The organism is Sulfuricaulis sp. (genome assembly GCF_040901545.1).
Lineage (GTDB): Bacteria > Pseudomonadota > Gammaproteobacteria > Acidiferrobacterales > Sulfurifustaceae > Sulfuricaulis.
Window position 1 is genome coordinate 39,939 of sequence record NZ_JBBDYL010000059.1, and the last position, 19,875, is coordinate 59,813.

Genomic DNA, 19,875 nt, shown 5'->3' on the forward strand with positions numbered 1-19,875 from the left:
TTGGAAAGATTCCCACGCGCTGAAACCGTGACGTGATTGAGCTTATGGTGCCGGCGTGGAATACCGCGCGTGGATGGCCTTGATGCCATCCAGAGTTTTTTTATCCAGCGTAATTTTGATGCTATCGATATTGCGTTTGAGTTGCTCCATCGTGGTGGCACCGATGATGGTTGATTTGACGAACCACCGCTGACGCACGAAGGCCAGCGCCATTTGGTCCGGTCCGATCCCGTGCTGCTTCGCCAGCGCCACGTAGTCCGCCGTCGCGTGCGCCACGGTCGGACGGCGGTTGCGCGGCTGAAATTCGGCGAACTTGACCATGCGCGCGTTGGCCGGTTTCGCGCCGTTCAGATATTTTCCGGTCAACACCCCGCCGGCGAGCGGACTGTAGGCGAGCAGCGGAATGTTTTCGCGATAGGTCGCCTCGGCGAGATCCAGATCAAATTGCCGGCTCGCGAGGTTGTAGATATTCTGGATTGAAACCGGTCGCGGGAGTTCGTGCTGGCGCGCCAGCCAGCTGAACCGGCACACCCCCCAGGATGTTTCGTTGGACAGCCCGTAGTAGCGAATCTTTCCGGCCTTCATGAGCTCGGCCATGGTTTCGATCTGCTCCAGAATGGGCACGGTCTCGGTCTCCCTTCCCGGATCGAACCGGGTTGCACCGAAACTCTGCACGTTGCGGTCCGGCCAGTGGATTTGATAGAGGTCGAGGTAATCGGTTTGCAGGCGCGCCAAACTGCCGTGCAGCGCCTCGATGATGTTCTCGCGCGAGATGGCTGTGTGACCGCCGCGCAGCCAGTCGCGCCGGCCGGGCCCCGCGATCTTGCTCGCCACGATGAGCTTGGCGCGCGGCTGGTGTTTCAACCAGGTGCCGATGTACTGCTCGGCCCGGCATGCCGTCTCGGCGCACGGCGGCACCGGGTACATCTCGGCGGTGTCGATGAAGTTGATGCCATGCGCGATGGCATAATCGAGCTGTTCGTGCGCCTCCGCTTCCGAGTTTTGTTCCCCCAGGTCATGGTGCCGAGGCAAATCTCCGACACCCGCAAGTCTGAATCGCCCAATTGATTATGTTTCATGTTGATTTATCGTTCCTGCTGTACTCATCGCGTACCCGCGCCAGCGTTTCTCGTTGCGGTAAACAAACTTAACGCCAAGTGTCACACCAGTCCAGTGTTTTGTCGGGGATGGATTACGCAATCCACATTGGAAAATAAAGCGCAGACTGTACTTTTCAACCCGTTTAGGTGGGCATGCGCGTATTCGTCTATAATTTTCCCAGCGATTACACAAGGTCAATTGCGATGAAAAAGGCATATTTAATATTGGTGGTCGGCATTGCGGCGCTGCTCACGGTAAATGTCTCCGCCGCGGAAAATCTTTTACCCGCTAAAAAAGCGGACATAAAGAAATTGCTGGAAGTCACCGGATCGTTGAAAATCGCCAAGAACATGTCGGAGGCGGTGGTGAACCAGATGTCTCGGGCCCTTAAACAGGCCCGCCCGGATGTCCCGCCGGAAACGTTCGACATCATTCATGATGAAGTCAATAAAACCATATCCGAAGCCATGGTCGCCAAGGGAGGTTTTATCGACCTGATGATTGTGCTTTATCATAGGTACTATACGCATGCCGATATCAAAGGGCTGTTGGCATTTTACCAGTCGCCGCTGGGGAGAAAAGCGAGTTCGCTGGGGCCGGTAATGAGCCAGGAAGGATTTGCGATCGGCCAGCGCTGGGGAGAAAGCCTGGGCCCGATTATCGATCGACGCGTGCGGGCGCGTATCAGGGATAAAGGAATCGATATATAACAACCGATAAATAAGTTTTTTGTCGATATACAAGCTTAGGCTCCTGCGGAGCGGCCGGGCGCATTCAACCTGATGAGGGTTCATTGAATGACCAAAACCCGCTACGCCGATATCAAGTCGTTTATTTCCAAGGACGGTTCCGTCATCCGCGAGCTGATGCATCCCGCGGCGCATGGCAATGCAAACCAGAGCTTTGCCGAGGCGATCGTCACGCTGGGGAAGGGCACTCGGCTGCACCAGCATCATCGCAGCGAGGAAATCTATCATGTCACTTCCGGCGAGGGCCGGATGGTATGTGGTGACGAGGTATTCATCGTCCACAAGGGTGATACCATCTGCATCCCGCCGGGGACCCCGCACCGGGTGGACAATACCGGCAAGACCGAGTTGCGAATTCTGTGCAGCTGCTCCCCGCCGTATTCCCACGACGATACCGAACTCCTCTAAATAGACCGGCCCCTGTTTCTCTACGTCGTACGGCGGCAAATCCTGCCGAATTCCGCCTTCCGTCGGACACCCGGGAGCTGCACGCCGCAAAAAATTCAATAAGGGCGGGAATTTAGACATTCCTGCTCCATTCCCGTTATTGGCACGGGTTGTGCTCAATCTATCTGCAATTCGATTCGGAAAATTCTGAACAATGCGGATGAGCGGTATGACAGGGGTGGCCAAGAGTCTAACGGGGTTGGGGTTATTGGCCCTGATTGGCTTCGGTGGGGCGGCCGAGGCGGCGGTGTATATTTATGAGCTGCCGGACGGATCACGACTGGTGACCAATTATCCGATCAACAATAAAAATTACCGGGTGGTGCACACCAGCGAAGATTTCCATGGTATCGGCAGACTGGCCGCGCAGAAGAACAGCCCGGTATTTCGCGAATCACCCTCCACTTATGACCGGCTGATTCGCCGTTATTCAGAAGAACACGGCGTGGAATTTGCGCTCGTCAAGGCGATCATGCAGGCGGAATCTTCCTTCAATCCTTATGCGGTGTCACACAAAGGCGCGCGCGGCTTGATGCAAATGATGCCGGAAACCGCCAGCCGTTACGGCGTGCGGGACATTTATAATCCGGGGGAGAACATCCGCGCCGGAGTCAAACACCTTAAATATCTGTCCGAGGTGTTCGACAATAAATATACCGACGTTATCGCCGCCTACAATGCCGGCGAAAACGCGGTAAAACAGTATCGCGGCATCCCGCCTTATGAAGAGACCCGGAATTACGTAAAGAAAGTATTGCAGTTCAAGCGCCAGTACGCATCGAAATACCGGTATAGCAAGGTCGGCAATCGCTCCTCAGGAAGCTGATCAACCTTTATTCCGCGTTCAGTCGCGCTAGTTTAATTGGATCCGCTGACCCCAGGGAACCTGCCCTTTTCCTTTCACCAGCCACAACACCGGATAGGACGGTTCGTGTTCGGGAAACTCACCCTTGGCATCGGTGAAATAAAGCAGCAAATTGGGCGGGCGGTCCTGTTCGTCCGCCCATTCAAAGACCGGGGTGAATTTCGTGCCGCCACCTCCCTGGAATTGCTTCGGCAATCCGACCTCATCCCACGGTTCAAATGTCCAGGGACCGTCCTCGGCCAGACGCTCGTCGCAGGCAAGCAAGACGATACGGGCACCGACCTGACCTTTGATGGCGTTTATTTCGCTCAGAAACTCCCGCATTTCCTCGTCCGATATCGAGCCGCTGGTATCGAGCGCGACGACAAGATCAACGTTACGGCTGTGCAAGCCTGGCAGAATGGCCGAGCCTTCGCGGCGCGATGGATGGGCGAAGCTGTAATCGTCGTGCGTTGTCTGTGTCATGTAGTGCGCCAGCAGCAGGCGCCACGGCAATTGCGGTTGCAGGAGCTGATCCACCTTGCGCGCAATGGAACGGCTGAGCTTTCCCATCTTTCTCGCATGGTGGGCGGCCGCCGCCAACCGCTGTTTCCACTGTTTCTCGAGCAATTCACGTTCCGGAGCGGAAAGCGGAGTGGGTGGCAAAGCGCCGCCTTGGCTTTCACCGGAAGCATCGCGATCTCCCGAATCGCCCATCGCCGCTTTACTCATCCCCCCGTGACCGTTGGTGCCGGAGGGTAGGCCGTCTTGATCAAAAATATGCCGGTCCAGCGTTCTACCCGAATCGTTTTCCCGAATGTAGGGGTAAATTTCCTCGGCGCTCATGTCCCGGTACGCTTCCCGAAACAGGGCGCCCGGAGGGGGCGTAAGACCGTCAGCCGTCAGCAGGGGGTTAACGGCGAAATCGCAGGCAAGGTCCCAACGATGTTGGTGGCGATGCTCACGACGCGAGAAGTGTGACAGCGCGCAGTGCAGCGCCTCATGCGCCAGGACGAATTTGGTTTGTTCGAATGTCAGCGCGCGGATGTAACCGGGATTGTAAAAGATGGATCGCGCGTCGGTCGCGGTGGTGGGACACCAACCGGGATCGGCCTCAACGAGCGGCAGGCGCAACACCAGAGCGCCGAGAAAGGGTTTGTCGATGATGAGCCAGGTCCGCGCGGCAACCAGCTTGTCTTCGACGGCGTCGCTTTTGGGGGCGTTGGAATTCACAGGATTAACAGGATTTTTCAGGATTAACAGGATTTATTTCTGGAGTTTTTGACTCATGTGGCTTGCGATATTCGCGGAATTTACGTTTTACGGTAACACTATTACCAAAATTTAAAAGCAAACCTGTGTTACGTCCTGTAGCTGCCAGATAGTTAACCAACTGCATTTCATGTTCTGACACTAAATGCTAAGCAGCTTTCAATTCGCAGATAACTCTGTTCTCGACAAGAATGTCAGCGAAATACTCTCCGACGTGCTTTCCTTCATAGTGAACTGTTATGGGAAATTGCTGTTTAACATCAAGTTCCAGTTTCTGTAGTTCAATGATCATTGCATTTTCATAAACTTTCTCTACAAATCCGGCGCCAAGCTGCTGGTGGACCCTGAAAGCGCAAGCTATGATTTTCTCGGTAATATCCTTGTCCTCCAGCATCTCTTTTCTCATCCCCAATTACCAATTTAATCCTGTAAATCCTGAAAAATCCTGTTAATCCTGTCAAATCTATTATTTCGCTTTAGCGGCGGCCGGAGATTTCTGCCACATATCGAAAATCATCACGCTGGCGATCTTCTTGGCCCATTGTGCGAATTGCGGCAGCGAAAATAATTTTTCGCCGACGGCGCGTTGCATGTCAGAGACCAGCATGACGCCCATCTCACGGCTTGGGAGACGGCCGGCGTAATCCAGAATATTGCCGAACACCTTGGCTTCGTCGGCAGTGCCCTTGGCGCGGACGGCGCGCCCGACCAGCGCGGTGGCCACGGCGTACTGCAAATCGGTTTCTGCCGGAACGGTCGCCGACGTGCCGTTGATAATCGCTTCGATGTCCGGAAGATTTTCAATATTGTCGATGAAGGCCTTCAGCTCCACCCCTCCCGCGGGCCCCACGCAGGCCTCAATCGCTCCCAGCAGCAATTCCGGTCGGTCGCCGAATTTGGCCAGCGCGCGATGCGCGAATTCCCACGAACGTGGCGATGGAAACGCCACGGGGTTGTGTGCCGGATCGAAATCGAACAGCAGCTCCGGACGAAAACGAAGAAAGGCGATGACGCGCTCGTCGATCCGGTTGGCATACGCCCAGGCAACCCAGTCATCGAGGTGCGTCTCGACCGCGAAATGGGAAAAGCGGTTGGCCAGCGGGGCGGGCATGCTGTACGTGACACCGCGGTCACCTTGACGGTTGCCGGCGGCGAAGACCGCCCAGCCTTTCGGAACTTCATAGGCGCCGAGACGGCGATCGAGGATGAGTTGATACGCGGCCGCGGAAACGGTTGGCGCCGCGGAGGTGATTTCGTCGAAAAACAAAATACCCTCGGCACCGTGGCGCTCGGTATTCGGCAACATCGCCGGGACCGCCCATTCCACGACATCACCCACGCGGAACGGGATGCCACGCAAATCGGTTGGTTCCATTTGCGACAGACGGATGTCGATTACCGGAACGTCATATTTCCTGGCCACTTGCGCCACCATTTGCGACTTGCCCACTCCGGGCGGGCCCCACAACATGACCGGCGTGTGGTAACCCTCGCGGGCGCTCAGGAATTCACGTTCGAGTACGGCGAGGATCAAGGCTGGGCGCATGCAATCTCCGGTAGATGGGCGGATGAATGACGAATTCGCCAAGTATAAATTCACCGCCGCCGAGCGTCCATGCAAATGCGCGCCAGACGGGAATATTCCGGATAGGGCGCGTGGATTTTCCGGAAACCGTTTCCGCCGCCGTGTGCCGGCGTCAGATCTCGATCTGCGTGCCGACCTCGATGACGCGGTTGGCGGGGAGGTTGAAGTACTCCACGGGGCTGCCAGCGTTGCGCGCCAGGGTGGCGAACAGGCGCTCGCGCCACAGCGCCATGCCTTCGTAGCGGATGCTCGGGATCACGGTCTCGCGACTCAGGAAGAACGAGGTCTGGAGCGGCTGGAATTCCATGTCCTGCTCGCGGCACAGTTCGAGCGCCTGCATGATGTCCGGCTTGTCCTTGAAGCCGAAGTGAACGGTGATCTGAAAGCAGTTGTTCCCCAGGTTCACGATGTGCACGCGCTCCTTAAGCGGCATCCATGGGACGTCCTTGATGATGACCGTCAGGAAGACCACGCGCTCGTGCAGCACCTTGTTGTGCGCCAGATTGTGCAGCAGCGAGTGCGGGACGCTGCCCGGCGTCGAGGTCATGAATACCGCCGTGCCGGCCACCCGCGCCGGCGGGTTGCGCATCAGGGAATCCAGGAACGCCTCCAGCGGCACCGAGGATTGCCGCAGGCGCGAAAGCAGGATCTCGCGCCCGCGCCGCCAGGTGACCATGAGCACGAAGATCGCCGACCCGACTATCGCCGGGAACCAGCCGCCGTCGAAAACCTTCAGCAGGCTGGCGGAAAAGAACGCCACGTCCACGATGACGAAGAAACCGGTGCTGACGGCCGCCACGATCACGGGAAAACCCCAGCCGTAACGGATCACGAAGAAAGTAAGGATGGTGTCGATCAGCATCGTGCCCACCACCGCCACGCCGTACGCCGAGGCGAGGTTGGAGGAGGAGCCGAAGCCGATCACCGCGGCGATCACCGCGGCGAGCAGGATCCAGTTCACGCTCGGAATGTAGACCTGCCCGATCTGCCTCACCGAGGTGTGCTGGATGTTCATGCGCGGCAGGAAGCCGAGCTGGACCGCCTGCTTAGTGACCGAATAGGCGCCCGAGATGACCGCCTGCGAGGCGATCACGGTGGCGGCGGTGGCGAGCGCGACCATCGGGTACAGCGCCCAGGCGGGGTAAGCATGGTAGAACGGGTTTGCAATCGCTCCAGGGTTGGCGATCAACAGCGCCCCCTGGCCGAAGTAATTCAGCACCAGCGCCGGCAGCACCAGGCCGAACCAGGCGAGACGGATCGCGCGCTTGCCGAAGTGTCCCATGTCGGCGTAGAGCGCCTCCGCGCCGGTGAACGCGAGCAGCACCGCGCCCAGCACCACGAACGAGGCGAAGCTGTGGCCAGTGACGAAGCCAAGCGCGTGCGCGGGGTTCAGCGCCCACAACACTGCCGGGTTCCGGGCGATGTTGTACACGCCCACGGCGCCGAGAGAGAGAAACCACAAGGCGCAGATCGGCCCGAACAGGGCGCCGACCACCGCGGTGCCATGGCGCTGGAAAGCGAACAACGTCACCAGCACGATGACCGCGATCGGAATCACATAAGGCTTGAACGTCGCGGTGCCGACCTCGAGTCCTTCGACGGCGGACAGCACCGAGATCGCCGGCGTCAGCACGGCATCGCCGTAGAACAGCGCCGCGCCGATCACCCCAAGGAGCAGGATAATCGCGTGCAAGCGTGACGGGTTCCTTACGGCCGAGGAAGCCAGCGCCAGCAGCGCCATGATGCCGCCCTCGCCATTGTTGTCCGCGCGCAGGATGAGCGTCACGTACTTGAGCGAGACCACGATCATCAGCGCCCAGAAGATCGTCGAGAGCCCGCCGAGGACGTTCGCCACATTGAGGGGGATTCCGTGTTCGGGACTGAAGGTCTCCTTGACGGCATAGAGCGGGCTGGTGCCGATGTCGCCGAAGACGACGCCGAGGGCCAGCAGGGTGAGCGCGGCAGTCGAGGAATTTTGTGCGGGGACGTCGTTATCCAATTTGTTATTCCCGGAAAGCACGAATGCGCGCGCATGTTACTCTCGTGTTACAGGATTGCAAGCCGATCAAATCATTGCAGGCACGGCACGGCGATCCCGCGGGTGCATATCGTCAAATCAAACGGTTGCATGGCGTAATCATGCAAGCAATTGCGACCGTCCGGTGCGCTGGCGAGTCCTGGCGCGTTTCCCGCTGGCGTGTTTCTTGCCGGCACCCCGGTGTTCCGCGAGGAGAATTGGCTCACGCGCCGGCCTCACAATCGCACGGCATTGTCCATTCAGCGCCGGTTGCATCCTCGCGGCATGCCTCTCGTGATCATGCCGATGCAGTTGGATGTCCGATGATATGCTTTGTATGTCGATTGAGAATGAGAAGATTTGCCGGGTGCGAAATCACTCCGATTGATATACTCTGCAAAAATCACCATGAGAAATAACCTTACTCGTTGTCGTCGGGCTTCAATTCATGAATTCATTCCCATTCCGGACAAGCCGTTCGCACGTTTACATTCATTACAGCGGAACCTTGCCTCAGCTTTCGGGAAATTCATGACGGAAATCCCCGCGGTTGATTTTGCCGGCGTGTCGTCCCATGCCTAAATCCGTCAAGCAGCGGAATATTACCGCGAACCTCGGTTCACGGACGCCTTTAAGGGACCTGCGGGACCGTTTGCGTCATCTGTTTTTCGGTCCGGCGCGCGATCCGATGGCGCCGGACACTTATCAACACATAACCATGATCGCCTTTCTGGCGTGGGTCGGGCTCGGCGCGAACGGGTTGTCGTCCTCGGCATACGGTCCCGAACTCGCTTACCGGGCGCTGGGTGAACATACCGAACTCGCCTTGTTTATCGCGATTGCCACCGCGATGACCGTGTTCGTCATCGCCTTGTCCTACAACCAGGTAATTGAAATCTTTCCCAGCGGGGGTGGCGGCTACAAGGTGGCCACGCGCCTGCTCGGAAAACGCGCCGGGTTGATCTCAGGAAGCGCCCTGGTGGTGGATTACGTTTTGACTATCGCCATCTCCATTGCCGCGGGCGCCGACGCGCTATTCAGTTTCCTGCCGGTGTCGTGGATAAGTTATAAGCCACAGGCCGCGACATTGGCGCTGCTGGCGCTGATGGTTCTGAATCTGCGCGGTGTCAAGGAATCGATCAAGGTATTGCTGCCGCTCTTCGTGGGTTTTGTGGTCACGCATGCATTCCTGATTATTTATGGCGTGGCACGGCATTCTGGAAATATAGGTGGCTTGTTCCCGGAAAGTATCGCCGGCGCGCAGTCGCTCACCGGTGAGATGGGGATTTTCTTTGTGATTGCGCTGTTTGTGCGCTCCTATGCCATGGGCGGCGGAACCTACACCGGCATCGAGGCGGTGTCGAACAGCGTCAACATGCTGAAAGAGCCGCGCGTGCGAACCGGCAAGTGGACCATGTTTTATCTGGCAGTATCGTTGTCCTTCACCGCCGCCGGCATCATCCTGCTCTATTTGTTGTGGCGCGTGCAGCCGGTCGAGGGGCAGACGCTGAATGCGGTGGCCTTCGGGGCCATCCTGGCCGACTGGCCGTCCTGGGGCGGTTTGAAGCCGGGCGAGACGTTGCTGGTGCTGACGCTGGTGTTCGAAGCCGGGCTGCTTTTTGTCGCCGCTAATGCCGGATTTCTCGGTGGTCCCACGACGCTCGCCAGCATGGCCGTCGATCATTGGGTTCCGCATCGCTTCGCGCAACTTTCCGACCGGCTGGTAACCAAGAACGGCATCCTGCTCATGGGCGGGGCGGCGTTCGCGGTGCTGCTGTGGAGCGGCGGCCGTGTCGACCTGTTGATCGTCCTCTACACCATCAATGTGTTCCTGACTTTCTCGCTGACCTTGCTCGGCCTGTGCGTCTACTGGTGGAAAAACCGGAATTCGCTGAACGGCTGGTTGCCGCGGCTGGGGCTGACGCTGTGGGGGCTCGTCGCCACATCCGGGATACTGATTGTGGTAATGGTGGTGAAATTCTACGAAGGCGGATGGATTGCGGCGCTCATAACAGGGTCGCTGATAGCCGTGTGTGAACTGGTACGCAATCACTATAGCAAGGTCCGCATGCGCCTGATCGTGCTCGATAAAATCCTGACGCAGATTCCGGGAACCGAAGCGAAAAAATCCCCACCCGCAATCCGTGAAGGCGAACCCGCGGCGGTTTTTTTCGTTTCCAGCTACCGGGGGGTCGGCATCCACACGCTGCTTAATTCCCTGCGCCTGTTCCCGGGGCGTTTCAAGAATTTCGTGTTCTTGAGCGTGGGAGAAGTGGACACCACACGCATGCGGGGCGATCAGACCCTGACGGATCTCAAGCACCATGTGGACGAACAGTTGCAGAAATATGTCGAATTTTGTCATGTCCACGATATGGCCGCCGCGGGCTATTCCGGTTACGGTACCGATCCGGTGGAAGCGGCCGTGAAGCTGGCGGATGAAGTGCTGGAGCGCTTTCCCGGCAGCGTGTTTTTTGCCGGCACCCTGGTGTTCCGCGAGGAGAATTGGCTCACGCGCCTGCTGCACAACTATACGGCGCTGGCGATTCAGCGGCAGCTGCATATCAAGGGGATGCCCCTCGTGATCATGCCGATGCAGGTGGATAATGAATAATTATTTTTTGCGGCTCGACGGGACCGAACCCGCTCGCCGGAAATCCTTGACCGGAATGATCAGCTGCTGACGGCCTGCAGTTGCTCCTTTTCCTCCTCCTGCAATTGCAGCGCCCACATATGGGCGTAGGCGCCGTTGCGCGCCAGCAGGTCGGCATGCGACCCGCGCTCGATTATCCGTCCGTGATCCAACACCAGAATCTGGTCGGCGTCCATGACGGTGGAAAGCCGGTGCGCGATGACCAGCGTCGTGTGGTCGGTGGCTATTTCCAGCAGTTCGGCCTGAATGGCCTTTTCGGTACGCGAATCGAGGGCCGAGGTCGCTTCGTCGAATACCAGTATCGGCGGATTTTTCAGCAGCGTGCGTGCGATGGCCACGCGCTGCTTTTCCCCTCCGGAGAGCTTGAGTCCCCGCTCGCCCACCAAGGTGTCGTATCGGTCCGGCAGCGATTCGACGAACTGGTCGATGTGTGCCGCCCGCGCGGCCTCGATAATCTCGTCGCGGGTTGCCTCCGGCCGACCGTAGGCAATGTTGTAATATATGCTGTCGTTGAATAGCACCGTGTCTTGCGGCACGATACCGATGGCCCGGCGCAGGCTTTTCTGTGTCACGGCGCGGATGTCCTGGCCGTCGATCAAAATCCGGCCGGATGTGACATCGTAGAATCGGAACAGCAATCGCGACAAGGTGGATTTGCCCGCGCCGCTGGCGCCAACCACGGCTACTTTGTGTCCCGCCGGAATGTCGAAACTCACGTCTTGCAGGATCTGGCGCCGGCTTTCGTAGCTGAAGCTGACGTGATCGAAGCGTATGGCCCCATTGCTCACCTTCAATTCCGTCGCCTCGGGACTGTCGCTGATTTCGGTATGCCGCTCCAGCAATCCGAACATGCGTTCCATGTCAGCCAGGGAATGGCGGATTTCACGGTAAACGAATCCGAGAAAATGCAACGGCATGTAGAGCTGTATGAGAAAGGCGTTGACCAGCACCAGATCACCGATGGTCATGTTCCCCCTTACCACGCCTTGCCCCGCCATCAACATGAGGATTGTGACGCCCGCGGCGATGACCGCACCTTGTCCGGTATTCAGCCACGAAAGCGAGGTCTGATTACGGACCGCCGCCTGTTCCCAGGATTGGAGCGTGTCATCGTAACGCCGCGCCTCGAAACCTTCGTTGTTGAAGTATTTAACGGTTTCGTAATTGAGCAGGCTGTCGATGGCGCGCGTGTTGGCCTTGGAATCCATCTCGTTCATGTTACGGCGGAATATCATGCGCCATTCGGTGACGATTAGCGTGAAAACGATGTACACCACGAGTGTCGCGAGCGTCACGATGCAAAACCATGGGTCGTATTTGAGCAGCAGGATGATGGTGACAAATCCGATTTCAAGCAGGGTGGGCAGGATGTTGAACAGCATAAAATTGAGCAGGAAGCGGATGCCGGCGGTACCACGCTCGATGTCGCGCGACATACCGCCCGTCTGCCGTTCGAGGTGAAAGCGCAGAGAAAGATTGTGCAAATGCTCGAAAACATTCAGTGCGACGCGCCGGATCGAACGCTGGGTCACCTTTGCGAAGACCAGATCGCGCAGTTCGCCGAATGTCGAGTTGGCCAGTCGCAGCGCGCCGTAGGCGAGCAGCAGATAAACCGGCAAAGCCAGCATGGCCTTGGTGGTATCGAGCGCGTCGACGATTTCCTTCAGTACCAGCGGAACGGAGACGTTCGCCACCTTCGCCAGGGCAAGAAAGATCAGTGCCAGAACAACGCGCCCACGAAATTCCCACAGGTAGGGCAATAGCGATTTTATGGTTTTCCAATCGTTCCGACGGGCGGGGGGATTTCCGTAGTGTCGCAATCGCATTGTAATGGTGGTGTTGCAGGAACAGTCGTGAATGAATTCTACATGATCTGTGTGTGCATCCTCTAATATCTGCCGGAAAACACGGTGGTGGGGGACCAATCGCCCTGATTCGTGGATGGGTTCTTACCGCTAATCCAAGCGGAAAGCAGGTTGTGTTACCCTGTCGGCGAGGAGTCTGGAACATGGTCATGAGGTCCGATCCCCGCAGGAAAGACATGAAATACAAGGGACGCCTGGTGTTGTTCTGCACCGGGATCCTGCTTTGCCTGTCAACCGTATCGGTTCCGGCGGCGGAAAAAGCGGCGCTTCGCGGAGTAGGCCAGTTCGAAGTTCCTGGATGGTTCAAGCGTTCCTTCCTGGAACTGAATCAGGATGTCATCGAAGCGGCCCGGGAGGGAAAGCGGCTGATGGTTTATTTCGGCCAGGACGGCTGCCCGTACTGCGCGGCACTATTCAACAATAATTTCAGTCAGCCGCATATTCTCGAGTATACCCGCCGCCATTTTGACGCTGTTGAAATCAATATCTGGGGGAGCCGGGAAGTAATCGATTTTTCCGGCACCGTCCTCCCCGAGAAGGAATTCGCCATCAAGCAACGTGTTCGGTTTACGCCCACGCTCCTGTTTTTCAATGAAAAAAGCGAGGTGGTTTTGCGACTCAATGGTTATTATCCACCACACCAGTTTCTGGCCGCGTTACAGTTCGTGGCGGAAAAACAGGAAACGAAAATGTCTTTTCGCGAGTATCTCGCGAAGCACGCACCACTTCCCTCAAGAGGCGTTCTGAACCGGAAAACTTTTTTCGCCAAACCGCCGTATGACCTGGACAAGAAATCGCCGGGGAAACCGGTCGCGGTATTGTTTGAGCAAAAAGATTGCGCCGGCTGCGATCAACTGCACGATGAAATATTGGTTCTTCCGGAAACGTTAAAACAGCTGAAACACTATGACGTGATACAACTCGATCGCTGGAGCGCCACGCCAGTCACCACACCCGGGGGGAAGCGGACCACCGCCCGTCAATGGGCGGCAGATCTCAGTATCGCTTATGTACCCACGATCGTTTTATTCGATGACGGAGAAGAAGCGATTCGAATCGAGGCGCTCAACAAAAGTTTTCATGTCCAGTCGGTGCTGGATTATGTCGCCTCCGGCGCCTACAGAAACCAGCCCCAATTGCAGCGCTTTATCCAGCAGCGCGCGGATCATTTGCGCTCACAGGGTGTAGAGGTGGATATCTGGAAATAGGGGTAAACTTTGCCGGTATCGGGTATTTCACCCGCGACTGGCGGAATTTGCTTTGGTCCGCTACTTGTTATCCCACTGAATGGCGCTGATCAACCCGTCGCCCACCCAGTGTTTGAGATAACCCGCGGCATGCTGCGCGACATTTTGCGCATCAATCCATTCGCACAGGCCTTCGCACAGGTCCGCAAATGAATTTCCGGATCGGGCCGAATCCAAGGCCCACGCCTCATCCACGGTCAGCGAGCGGAAGTAGGTTTTTAGTTCCTGTCGCCAGACAAGCCAGGTGATCGGCCATTCTTCCGGCTCGGGTTTTTCAGGAACCTGCTCCGCCTTGATGGCTTTCCAGATCAGGGGAGCATTCCAGCGCAATTCCACGAGGCGCACGCTGGCGTGCAACTGAAATCGCATATCGGGCCAGGCATCCGGCGGTATCGCCGCGACCTCATCAAGCGGCATGACCGGGCTGTCCGGCGCGTCGGATGCCTCGGATATCGCCCATTCCAGCGCCGCCATTTCGCTCACATAGGGCTTATCCCGGAATACATCGGCTGTCGATAGAAATTCGGGCAGACGATGACCGAAATAGCGAATGGAAAAATGCCGGGAAGGATGGGCTTCGATATAGGCGAGGCCCAGACTTCTGAATGCTTCGTCACCGATCCAGATGTGTAGCACGGGAAAATTGCTATCGAGCGCTTCGAGCAATCTCAAACGGTAAGCATCGTAATAGATGGCGAGACGCTGTCGCGCACTGACCTTCGCGGTGCCGGTGATGCGTTGCAGCATGGCATCGCCGCCGCGCAAGAGATACGACTGAAAAACCGATTGCAGGTTTCGCAGTGGATTCATGACAAATCGGCTGATGCCGTGAATTCGCGTTGTGCCTGAAAGGCCGTGGAACGCGCATGCTGCAGTTCATCCAGCAGCTCCGACAAAGGCGGGATGTTGTCGTCACGTTCGATCATGGTTGACACATCGCCGAAACGGCGGACAGCCTCGGCGTAAAGTTCCCACACCGGATCGATTACCGGTTCATCATGCGTATCGATGATGTAATCGCCGTGATTCTGGTGTCCGGCGAGATGGAACTGCCATACCCGCTCGATGGGAATAGCCTCTATATAGCTGCTCGGGTTGAATTCGTGATTGAAGCTGCTGACATAGATGTTATTGATGTCCAGCAGTATCAGGCAATCCGCCCGCTCCGATATTTCCCGCAGGAATTCCCATTCGGTCATTACCGATTCCGGATAGGTCAGGTAGCTCGACACGTTTTCAATCAGGAACCGGCGGCCCAGGAAATCCTGCACCTCGCCGATGCGCGCGGCCACGTGTTTGATCGCTTCTTCGGTATACGGCAACGGCAGCAGATCGTGGGCGTTTATGCCTTCGACCCCCGTCCAGCATAAATGATCGGAAATCCACGCCGGTTCGATACGATCAGCGAGGGCCCTGAGTTGGCGAAGATAGTCTTTGTTGAGCGGATCCCGGGATCCGATCGACAGCGAAACCCCGTGCATGGCCAGCGGGTAGCGGGCGCGGATGCGGTCGAGATAATGCAGCGGTTTGCCGCCGGGAACGAGATAATTCTCCGATATGATTTCGAACCAGTCGACTGCCGGGGATTCGTTCAGAATGGTGTCGTAATGCGCGGGACGTAATCCCAGACCAAATCCCAGGTAGGGTCGTGCTGTTGTACGGTGGATATGGGTCATGGATGGACCGGGAATCGTAATTCTATTGTAAGCCGGAAGCTACCGGAAAATATGACATCATTTTCCGCGGCAAGTTCCTGGCGCTCAGCCCGCAACCCTGTCCGCGCGCCGTAAATTCAATGCACGAGCTTCTTGTACTTGATTCGATGCGGCTGCACGGCCTCCGCACCCAGGCGTCGCTCCTTTTCGATCATGTAATCGGCATAGTTGCCCTCGAACCACACCACCCGGCTGTCGCCTTCGAATGCAAGAATATGGGTGGCGATGCGATCGAGAAACCAGCGGTCATGTGAAATAATCACCGCGCAGCCGGCGAAATCGACCAGCGCTTCCTCGAGCGCACGTAAGGTATCCACGTCGAGATCGTTCGTCGGTTCATCGAGCAACAAAAGATTGCCGCCGCTTTTCAGGAGTTTTGCCAGGTGCACGCGATTCCGCTCACCGCCGGAAAGATCCTTTACCTGTTTTTGCTGGTCCGGTCCACGGAAATTGAACCGGCCGACATAGGCACGTGACGGTATTTCAGACTTGCCGATGGTCATGATGTCATGACCTCCGGATATTTCCTCCCAGACGGTTTTATTGCCATCCAGCGCGTCGCGGCTCTGATCCACGTAGGCAAGCTGAACGGTTTCGCCGATTCTCAATTTTCCCGCATCCGGTTTTTCCTGGCCGATGATCGTGCGAAACAGGGTTGTCTTGCCGGCTCCGTTCGGGCCAATCACGCCGACGATACCGCCACGGGGCAGGTTGAAACTCAGATTCTCGATGAGCAGGCGCTCGCCATAACCTTTATTCAGATCCTCCGCCGACACGACCACGTCTCCCAGGCGCGGCCCCAGTGGGATGAAAATTTCCTTGGTTTCATTGCGCTTCTGGAATTCTTGTGAAGCAAGTTCATCGTAAGCCGCCAGTCGTGCCTTGCTCTTGGCGTGCCGTCCCTTGGGGTTGGTGCGCACCCATTCCAATTCGCGTTTGAGCGATCGCTGGCGCGCGGATTCCTGTTTCTCTTCCACGGCCAGGCGCTTCTCCTTCTGTTCGAGCCAGGATGAGTAATTGCCTTTCCAGGGAATACCTTCGCCGCGATCGAGCTCAAGAATCCATCCAGCGACATTATCGAGAAAATAACGGTCATGCGTCACGGCCACGACGGTGCCCGGGTAATCATGCAGGAATCTTTCAAGCCAGGCGACCGACTCGGCATCCAGATGATTGGTAGGTTCGTCCAACAGCAGCATGTCGGGCTGGGACAGGAGCACTTGGCATAAGGCCACGCGCCGTCGTTCGCCGCCCGAGAGTTTGGTAACGTCCGCGTCCCACGGCGGCAAACGCAGGGCGTCGGCCGCGATTTCAAGTTTACGCTCAAGATCCCAGGCACCGGCGGCGTCGATTTTTTCCTGGAGCTTCCCTTGTGCTTCGATGAGCTTGTTTATCGCTTCCTCGCTCATCGGCTCGCTGAATTTCATGCTTATTTCATTGAATTTATCGAGCAGGGCCTTGGTTTCCGCCACCGCCTCCTCGACATTGCCGCGCACGTCCTTGCGCGGGTCGAGCGGCGGTTCCTGCGGGAGAAAACCGATGCGGATGCCGGGTTGGGGACGCGCTTCCCCGTCGAATCCCTCGTCCACGCCGGCCATGATGCGCAGCAGCGAGGATTTTCCCGATCCATTCTGTCCGAGCACGCCGATCTTGGCTCCAGGGAAGAATGAGAGCGAAATGTCTTTGAGGATCGTGCGGTTGGGCGGCACGGTCTTGCTGACGCGATGCATGGTAAATATGAACTGACCTGACATGCGATTCCTTGGCGTTGATTTAAGGCGGCATATTATAGGGTGAGGCGGAGATTTCATGAACACACTTAACGTGTGTTCATGCCGCCGAACGGGTGCAACGGGTGTTGTTGCACCCCGGGCTGAAAGGCGGAGATTTGATGCACGCCATCCGTGGCGTGCACCCCTAGCGGGGCGCGCTAAAGCGCGTCCCATTTCGCTTCCGGCGAAATTGTCATGAAACACATATACTGTGTGCCGTGCCGCCGAACGGGTGCAACGGGTGTTGTTGCACCCCGGGCTGAAAGGCGCATGCGGTGGCTACGAATTTACTTGGTTTCGCCCTGGGCGGATACAGTAATTAAGGCGCGAAGTCTTGTTAGCGGTTGTAATTCGTCGTCCAGTTGGGCGTGGTGACTTCCGAGGATAACGTTGCTTCGTCGGCGAATTCAAAGTCGGTATGGGAATCCGCATGTTGAAAGTAGTTTCCCTGCACGTAATCGAACCCGAGATTCCAAAGTATGCCCAAATCATCGGCCTGTTCGACGAATTTGGCGATGGTCTGCCGGTTCATGGTTTTGGCGAGATCGATGATGGCCTTGAGCGACGTGCGGGTGAGAATATCATCAGAAAGATTGCGGATCAGCGAACCCGTGATTTTGAGAAAATCGATTGGCATATCCCGCAGACGGTTGAGAGTCGAGAGATTATTTCCAAAGTTATCGACCGAAAACCGGCAACCGGCGCGGCGTGCCGTCTGCATGAATACGGCCGCCTCCCTGGGATTTGCCATAATGGCGGACTCATCGGCTTCAAGGATGAGATGTTCCGGTTTCACGCGTGTTGCAGACAGTTGCTTCTGCAGCATCGCCAGCAGATTGAGATTTTTTAGCGACGCAGGAGATAAGTTGATGAAAAAGCTCGCCAGTCTTCCTTCATTGTGCAGGACTGAGAGCGACTGGATCGATTGCCGGATGACCCACTGGTCGATCGATTCCAGCAATTCCAGTTGGTCCGCGGCTGCCATAAATTCACCGGCATGAATCAGTTCGCCATGACGTCCCACCAGACGGATGAGCACTTCGAAAAATTCGGCCGCATCGCCGTGCAGATTGACAATGGGTTGATAGGCGAGCTGGAATCCGTCTTTTCCCAGGGCGGTTTTGAGACGTGATTCCCAATCCAGGCCTGATGCTGTAATAACCGGTGTGCGTCTGGACGTTTCGATATCCCGAGTTGTCGGTGTATTTACCGGTTCCATGGATGCCGTGAGCGCCTGGGCGGCTGGTCCCGGTACCGGCGCTTCCGCCTTCACCGGTTTTTGGGGACGTTTGCTCTGGCAGGCCTGGTAAACCAGGTTCAGCGCGGTCTGAGCATCAACCGTATTCTTGTCGATTACTACAACACCGATCGTGCCATCGCAGCGGAAAACCTTGCCGCCTTCACTGTAGGTGGTTTCTTTCAGCGCCGAAAGCAGTGAAGTGACGGCACCTTTGATCTTCTTTTCGTCCATCCCGTGGAGCATGGCAATGAATTCATCGCCGCTAAACCGGGCCAAGACGGCGGATTCACCGAGCTTCTCGTGAAACAAGCGCGCGATTTTGAGCAGCAGCCGATCGCCGGCGGCATGGCCCAGGGCGTCATTTATCTCCTTCAGTTCGTTGAGATCCAGATAAAGCAACGCACTTTGACTTTCTTCCTGCTTCACCTTCTCCAGTGCTTTGGTCAATTCCAGGGTGAAATGATGGCGATTGAATAAACCTGTCAGCGGATCGCGCTGATTAAGATATTGCAAACGGTTTTCTACTGACTTGCGCTTCGATATGTCGGCGACCACGAACTGGGTGCAGTTTTCGCCTTTCAGCGTGATCATCGATGCTGCCAGTTCCACATGGAAAGACGCGCCGTCCTTCTTAATCGCCTGAAATTCTCGTGGCTCCGGGGGATTCCCGGACGAGATCTTGCGTAAATATTCCTTGAACGAGGCATGGTCGGCCTTGTCTATCAGGTTCATCACTGGCACGCCCTCGATTTCTTTCAAGTCCTGATAGCCGAAAATCTCGAGGTAGGTTTTATTTGCGTCAACATGCATTCCATCCATGCAATAGCTGATGGCTTCGCGCGAACCTTCAATGATCGCGCGGTTTTTTCTTTCCACTTCGTTGAGTGTCTGTGACATTTTTCGAAACTGTATCCGGTCTTCTGCCACGAGCAACTCCCGTTCCACGGCAGGCGCCAGTCGTGACAACTGGCTTTTCAGGACAACATCGTGCGCTCCATTGCGCATGATTTTTACCAGGTCCTGGTCGCGGATATTTCGGGTAACGACCAGAAAGGGAATATCGAGATTGGCGCGTCGGATCAGGTCAAGTGCGAGTTGTGCCCCGAAGTGCGGGAGCGTGTATTCCGACAGCACCACATCCCAGGTGCTCTTGTCCAAGGCCGCCTGCATGGAAGCAAGGTCCTGGACGCGCTGGTTCTTGAGCAGGTAGCCCGCCTTGCGGAGCATGGCAACGGCAACCTCGGCGTCATCCGGAGAGTCATCCACGATCAACAGGCGTAAAATCTTTTTTTCCACGGAATCCTCTTTCTTAAAACACTATTTTAGCAAAACATTCTTGTACCCGGCTTTATGTTCGAAGCCAGGCAG

The 19,875-nt window shown here is 56.7% G+C and carries 14 protein-coding genes and 2 pseudogenes; 6 read left to right on the top strand and 10 right to left on the bottom strand.

Annotated features, from left to right (window positions below):
- Positions 1–42: 42 nt before the first annotated feature.
- Positions 43–1,079, bottom strand: a pseudogene (locus WD823_RS12620) (NADP(H)-dependent aldo-keto reductase).
- Positions 1,080–1,304: 225 nt separating this feature from the next.
- On the opposite strand from WD823_RS12620, the gene WD823_RS12625 reads away from it, so the two are divergent.
- From WD823_RS12625 to WD823_RS12635, 3 genes are all read left to right on the top strand, one after another.
- Positions 1,305–1,811 carry a DUF2059 domain-containing protein gene (locus WD823_RS12625; RefSeq protein WP_368429854.1) on the top strand — a complete coding sequence of 169 codons (507 nt, stop codon included), beginning with the start codon at positions 1,305–1,307 and terminating at the stop codon, positions 1,809–1,811.
- A gap of 87 nt (positions 1,812–1,898) precedes the next feature.
- Positions 1,899–2,258: a cupin domain-containing protein gene (locus tag WD823_RS12630; RefSeq protein WP_368429855.1), complete on the top strand. Its 360-nt coding sequence runs from the start codon at positions 1,899–1,901 to the stop codon at positions 2,256–2,258.
- Positions 2,259–2,475: 217 nt separating this feature from the next.
- Positions 2,476–3,123, top strand: coding sequence for a lytic transglycosylase domain-containing protein (locus WD823_RS12635; RefSeq protein WP_368429856.1), 648 nt, complete (start codon positions 2,476–2,478; stop codon positions 3,121–3,123).
- Between the two features lie 27 nt (positions 3,124–3,150).
- On the opposite strand, the gene WD823_RS12640 is transcribed toward WD823_RS12635, so the two are convergent.
- The 4 genes and pseudogenes from WD823_RS12640 to WD823_RS12655 form a co-directional block, all read right to left on the bottom strand.
- Entirely contained in the window at positions 3,151–4,374 is a 1,224-nt protein-coding gene (locus WD823_RS12640) for a VWA-like domain-containing protein (protein ID WP_368429857.1), read from the bottom strand.
- 4 nt (positions 4,375–4,378) lie between these two features.
- A pseudogene (locus tag WD823_RS12645) lies at positions 4,379–4,819 on the bottom strand (GxxExxY protein).
- A gap of 60 nt (positions 4,820–4,879) precedes the next feature.
- On the bottom strand, positions 4,880–5,959 hold the full coding sequence (locus WD823_RS12650; protein ID WP_368429858.1) for an AAA family ATPase: 1,080 nt from the start codon (positions 5,957–5,959) through the stop codon (positions 4,880–4,882).
- 151 nt (positions 5,960–6,110) lie between these two features.
- The gene (locus WD823_RS12655) at positions 6,111–7,997 is read right to left on the bottom strand and encodes a potassium transporter Kup (protein WP_368429859.1); all 1,887 of its coding nucleotides are present in this window, start codon (positions 7,995–7,997) and stop codon (positions 6,111–6,113) included.
- Between the two features lie 150 nt (positions 7,998–8,147).
- Between WD823_RS12655 and WD823_RS12660 the strand changes: the two genes are divergently transcribed.
- Both WD823_RS12660 and WD823_RS12665 read left to right on the top strand, forming a co-directional pair.
- The gene (locus WD823_RS12660; protein WP_368429860.1) at positions 8,148–8,342 is read left to right on the top strand and encodes a hypothetical protein; all 195 of its coding nucleotides are present in this window, start codon (positions 8,148–8,150) and stop codon (positions 8,340–8,342) included.
- A gap of 247 nt (positions 8,343–8,589) precedes the next feature.
- Positions 8,590–10,629: an APC family permease gene (locus WD823_RS12665; RefSeq protein ID WP_368429861.1), complete on the top strand. Its 2,040-nt coding sequence runs from the start codon at positions 8,590–8,592 to the stop codon at positions 10,627–10,629.
- 59 nt (positions 10,630–10,688) lie between these two features.
- On the opposite strand, the gene WD823_RS12670 is transcribed toward WD823_RS12665, so the two are convergent.
- The gene (locus tag WD823_RS12670; protein WP_368429862.1) at positions 10,689–12,494 is read right to left on the bottom strand and encodes an ABC transporter ATP-binding protein/permease; all 1,806 of its coding nucleotides are present in this window, start codon (positions 12,492–12,494) and stop codon (positions 10,689–10,691) included.
- Positions 12,495–12,682: 188 nt separating this feature from the next.
- Between WD823_RS12670 and WD823_RS12675 the strand changes: the two genes are divergently transcribed.
- On the top strand, positions 12,683–13,741 hold the full coding sequence (locus tag WD823_RS12675) for a thioredoxin family protein (RefSeq protein ID WP_368429863.1): 1,059 nt from the start codon (positions 12,683–12,685) through the stop codon (positions 13,739–13,741).
- A gap of 60 nt (positions 13,742–13,801) precedes the next feature.
- Here the strand turns inward: WD823_RS12675 and WD823_RS12680 are convergent, their stop codons facing one another.
- From WD823_RS12680 to WD823_RS12695, 4 genes are all read right to left on the bottom strand, one after another.
- Positions 13,802–14,590, bottom strand: coding sequence for a DUF2063 domain-containing protein (locus WD823_RS12680; RefSeq protein ID WP_368429864.1), 789 nt, complete (start codon positions 14,588–14,590; stop codon positions 13,802–13,804).
- Entirely contained in the window at positions 14,587–15,456 is an 870-nt protein-coding gene (locus WD823_RS12685) for a DUF692 domain-containing protein (protein WP_368429865.1), read from the bottom strand. The genes WD823_RS12680 and WD823_RS12685 overlap by 4 nt, the downstream gene beginning before the upstream one ends.
- Positions 15,457–15,572: 116 nt before the next feature.
- On the bottom strand, positions 15,573–17,249 hold the full coding sequence (gene ettA, locus WD823_RS12690; protein ID WP_368429866.1) for an energy-dependent translational throttle protein EttA: 1,677 nt from the start codon (positions 17,247–17,249) through the stop codon (positions 15,573–15,575).
- 355 nt (positions 17,250–17,604) lie between these two features.
- Positions 17,605–19,803, bottom strand: coding sequence for an EAL domain-containing protein (locus tag WD823_RS12695; RefSeq protein WP_368429867.1), 2,199 nt, complete (start codon positions 19,801–19,803; stop codon positions 17,605–17,607).
- Positions 19,804–19,875 lie beyond the last annotated feature (72 nt).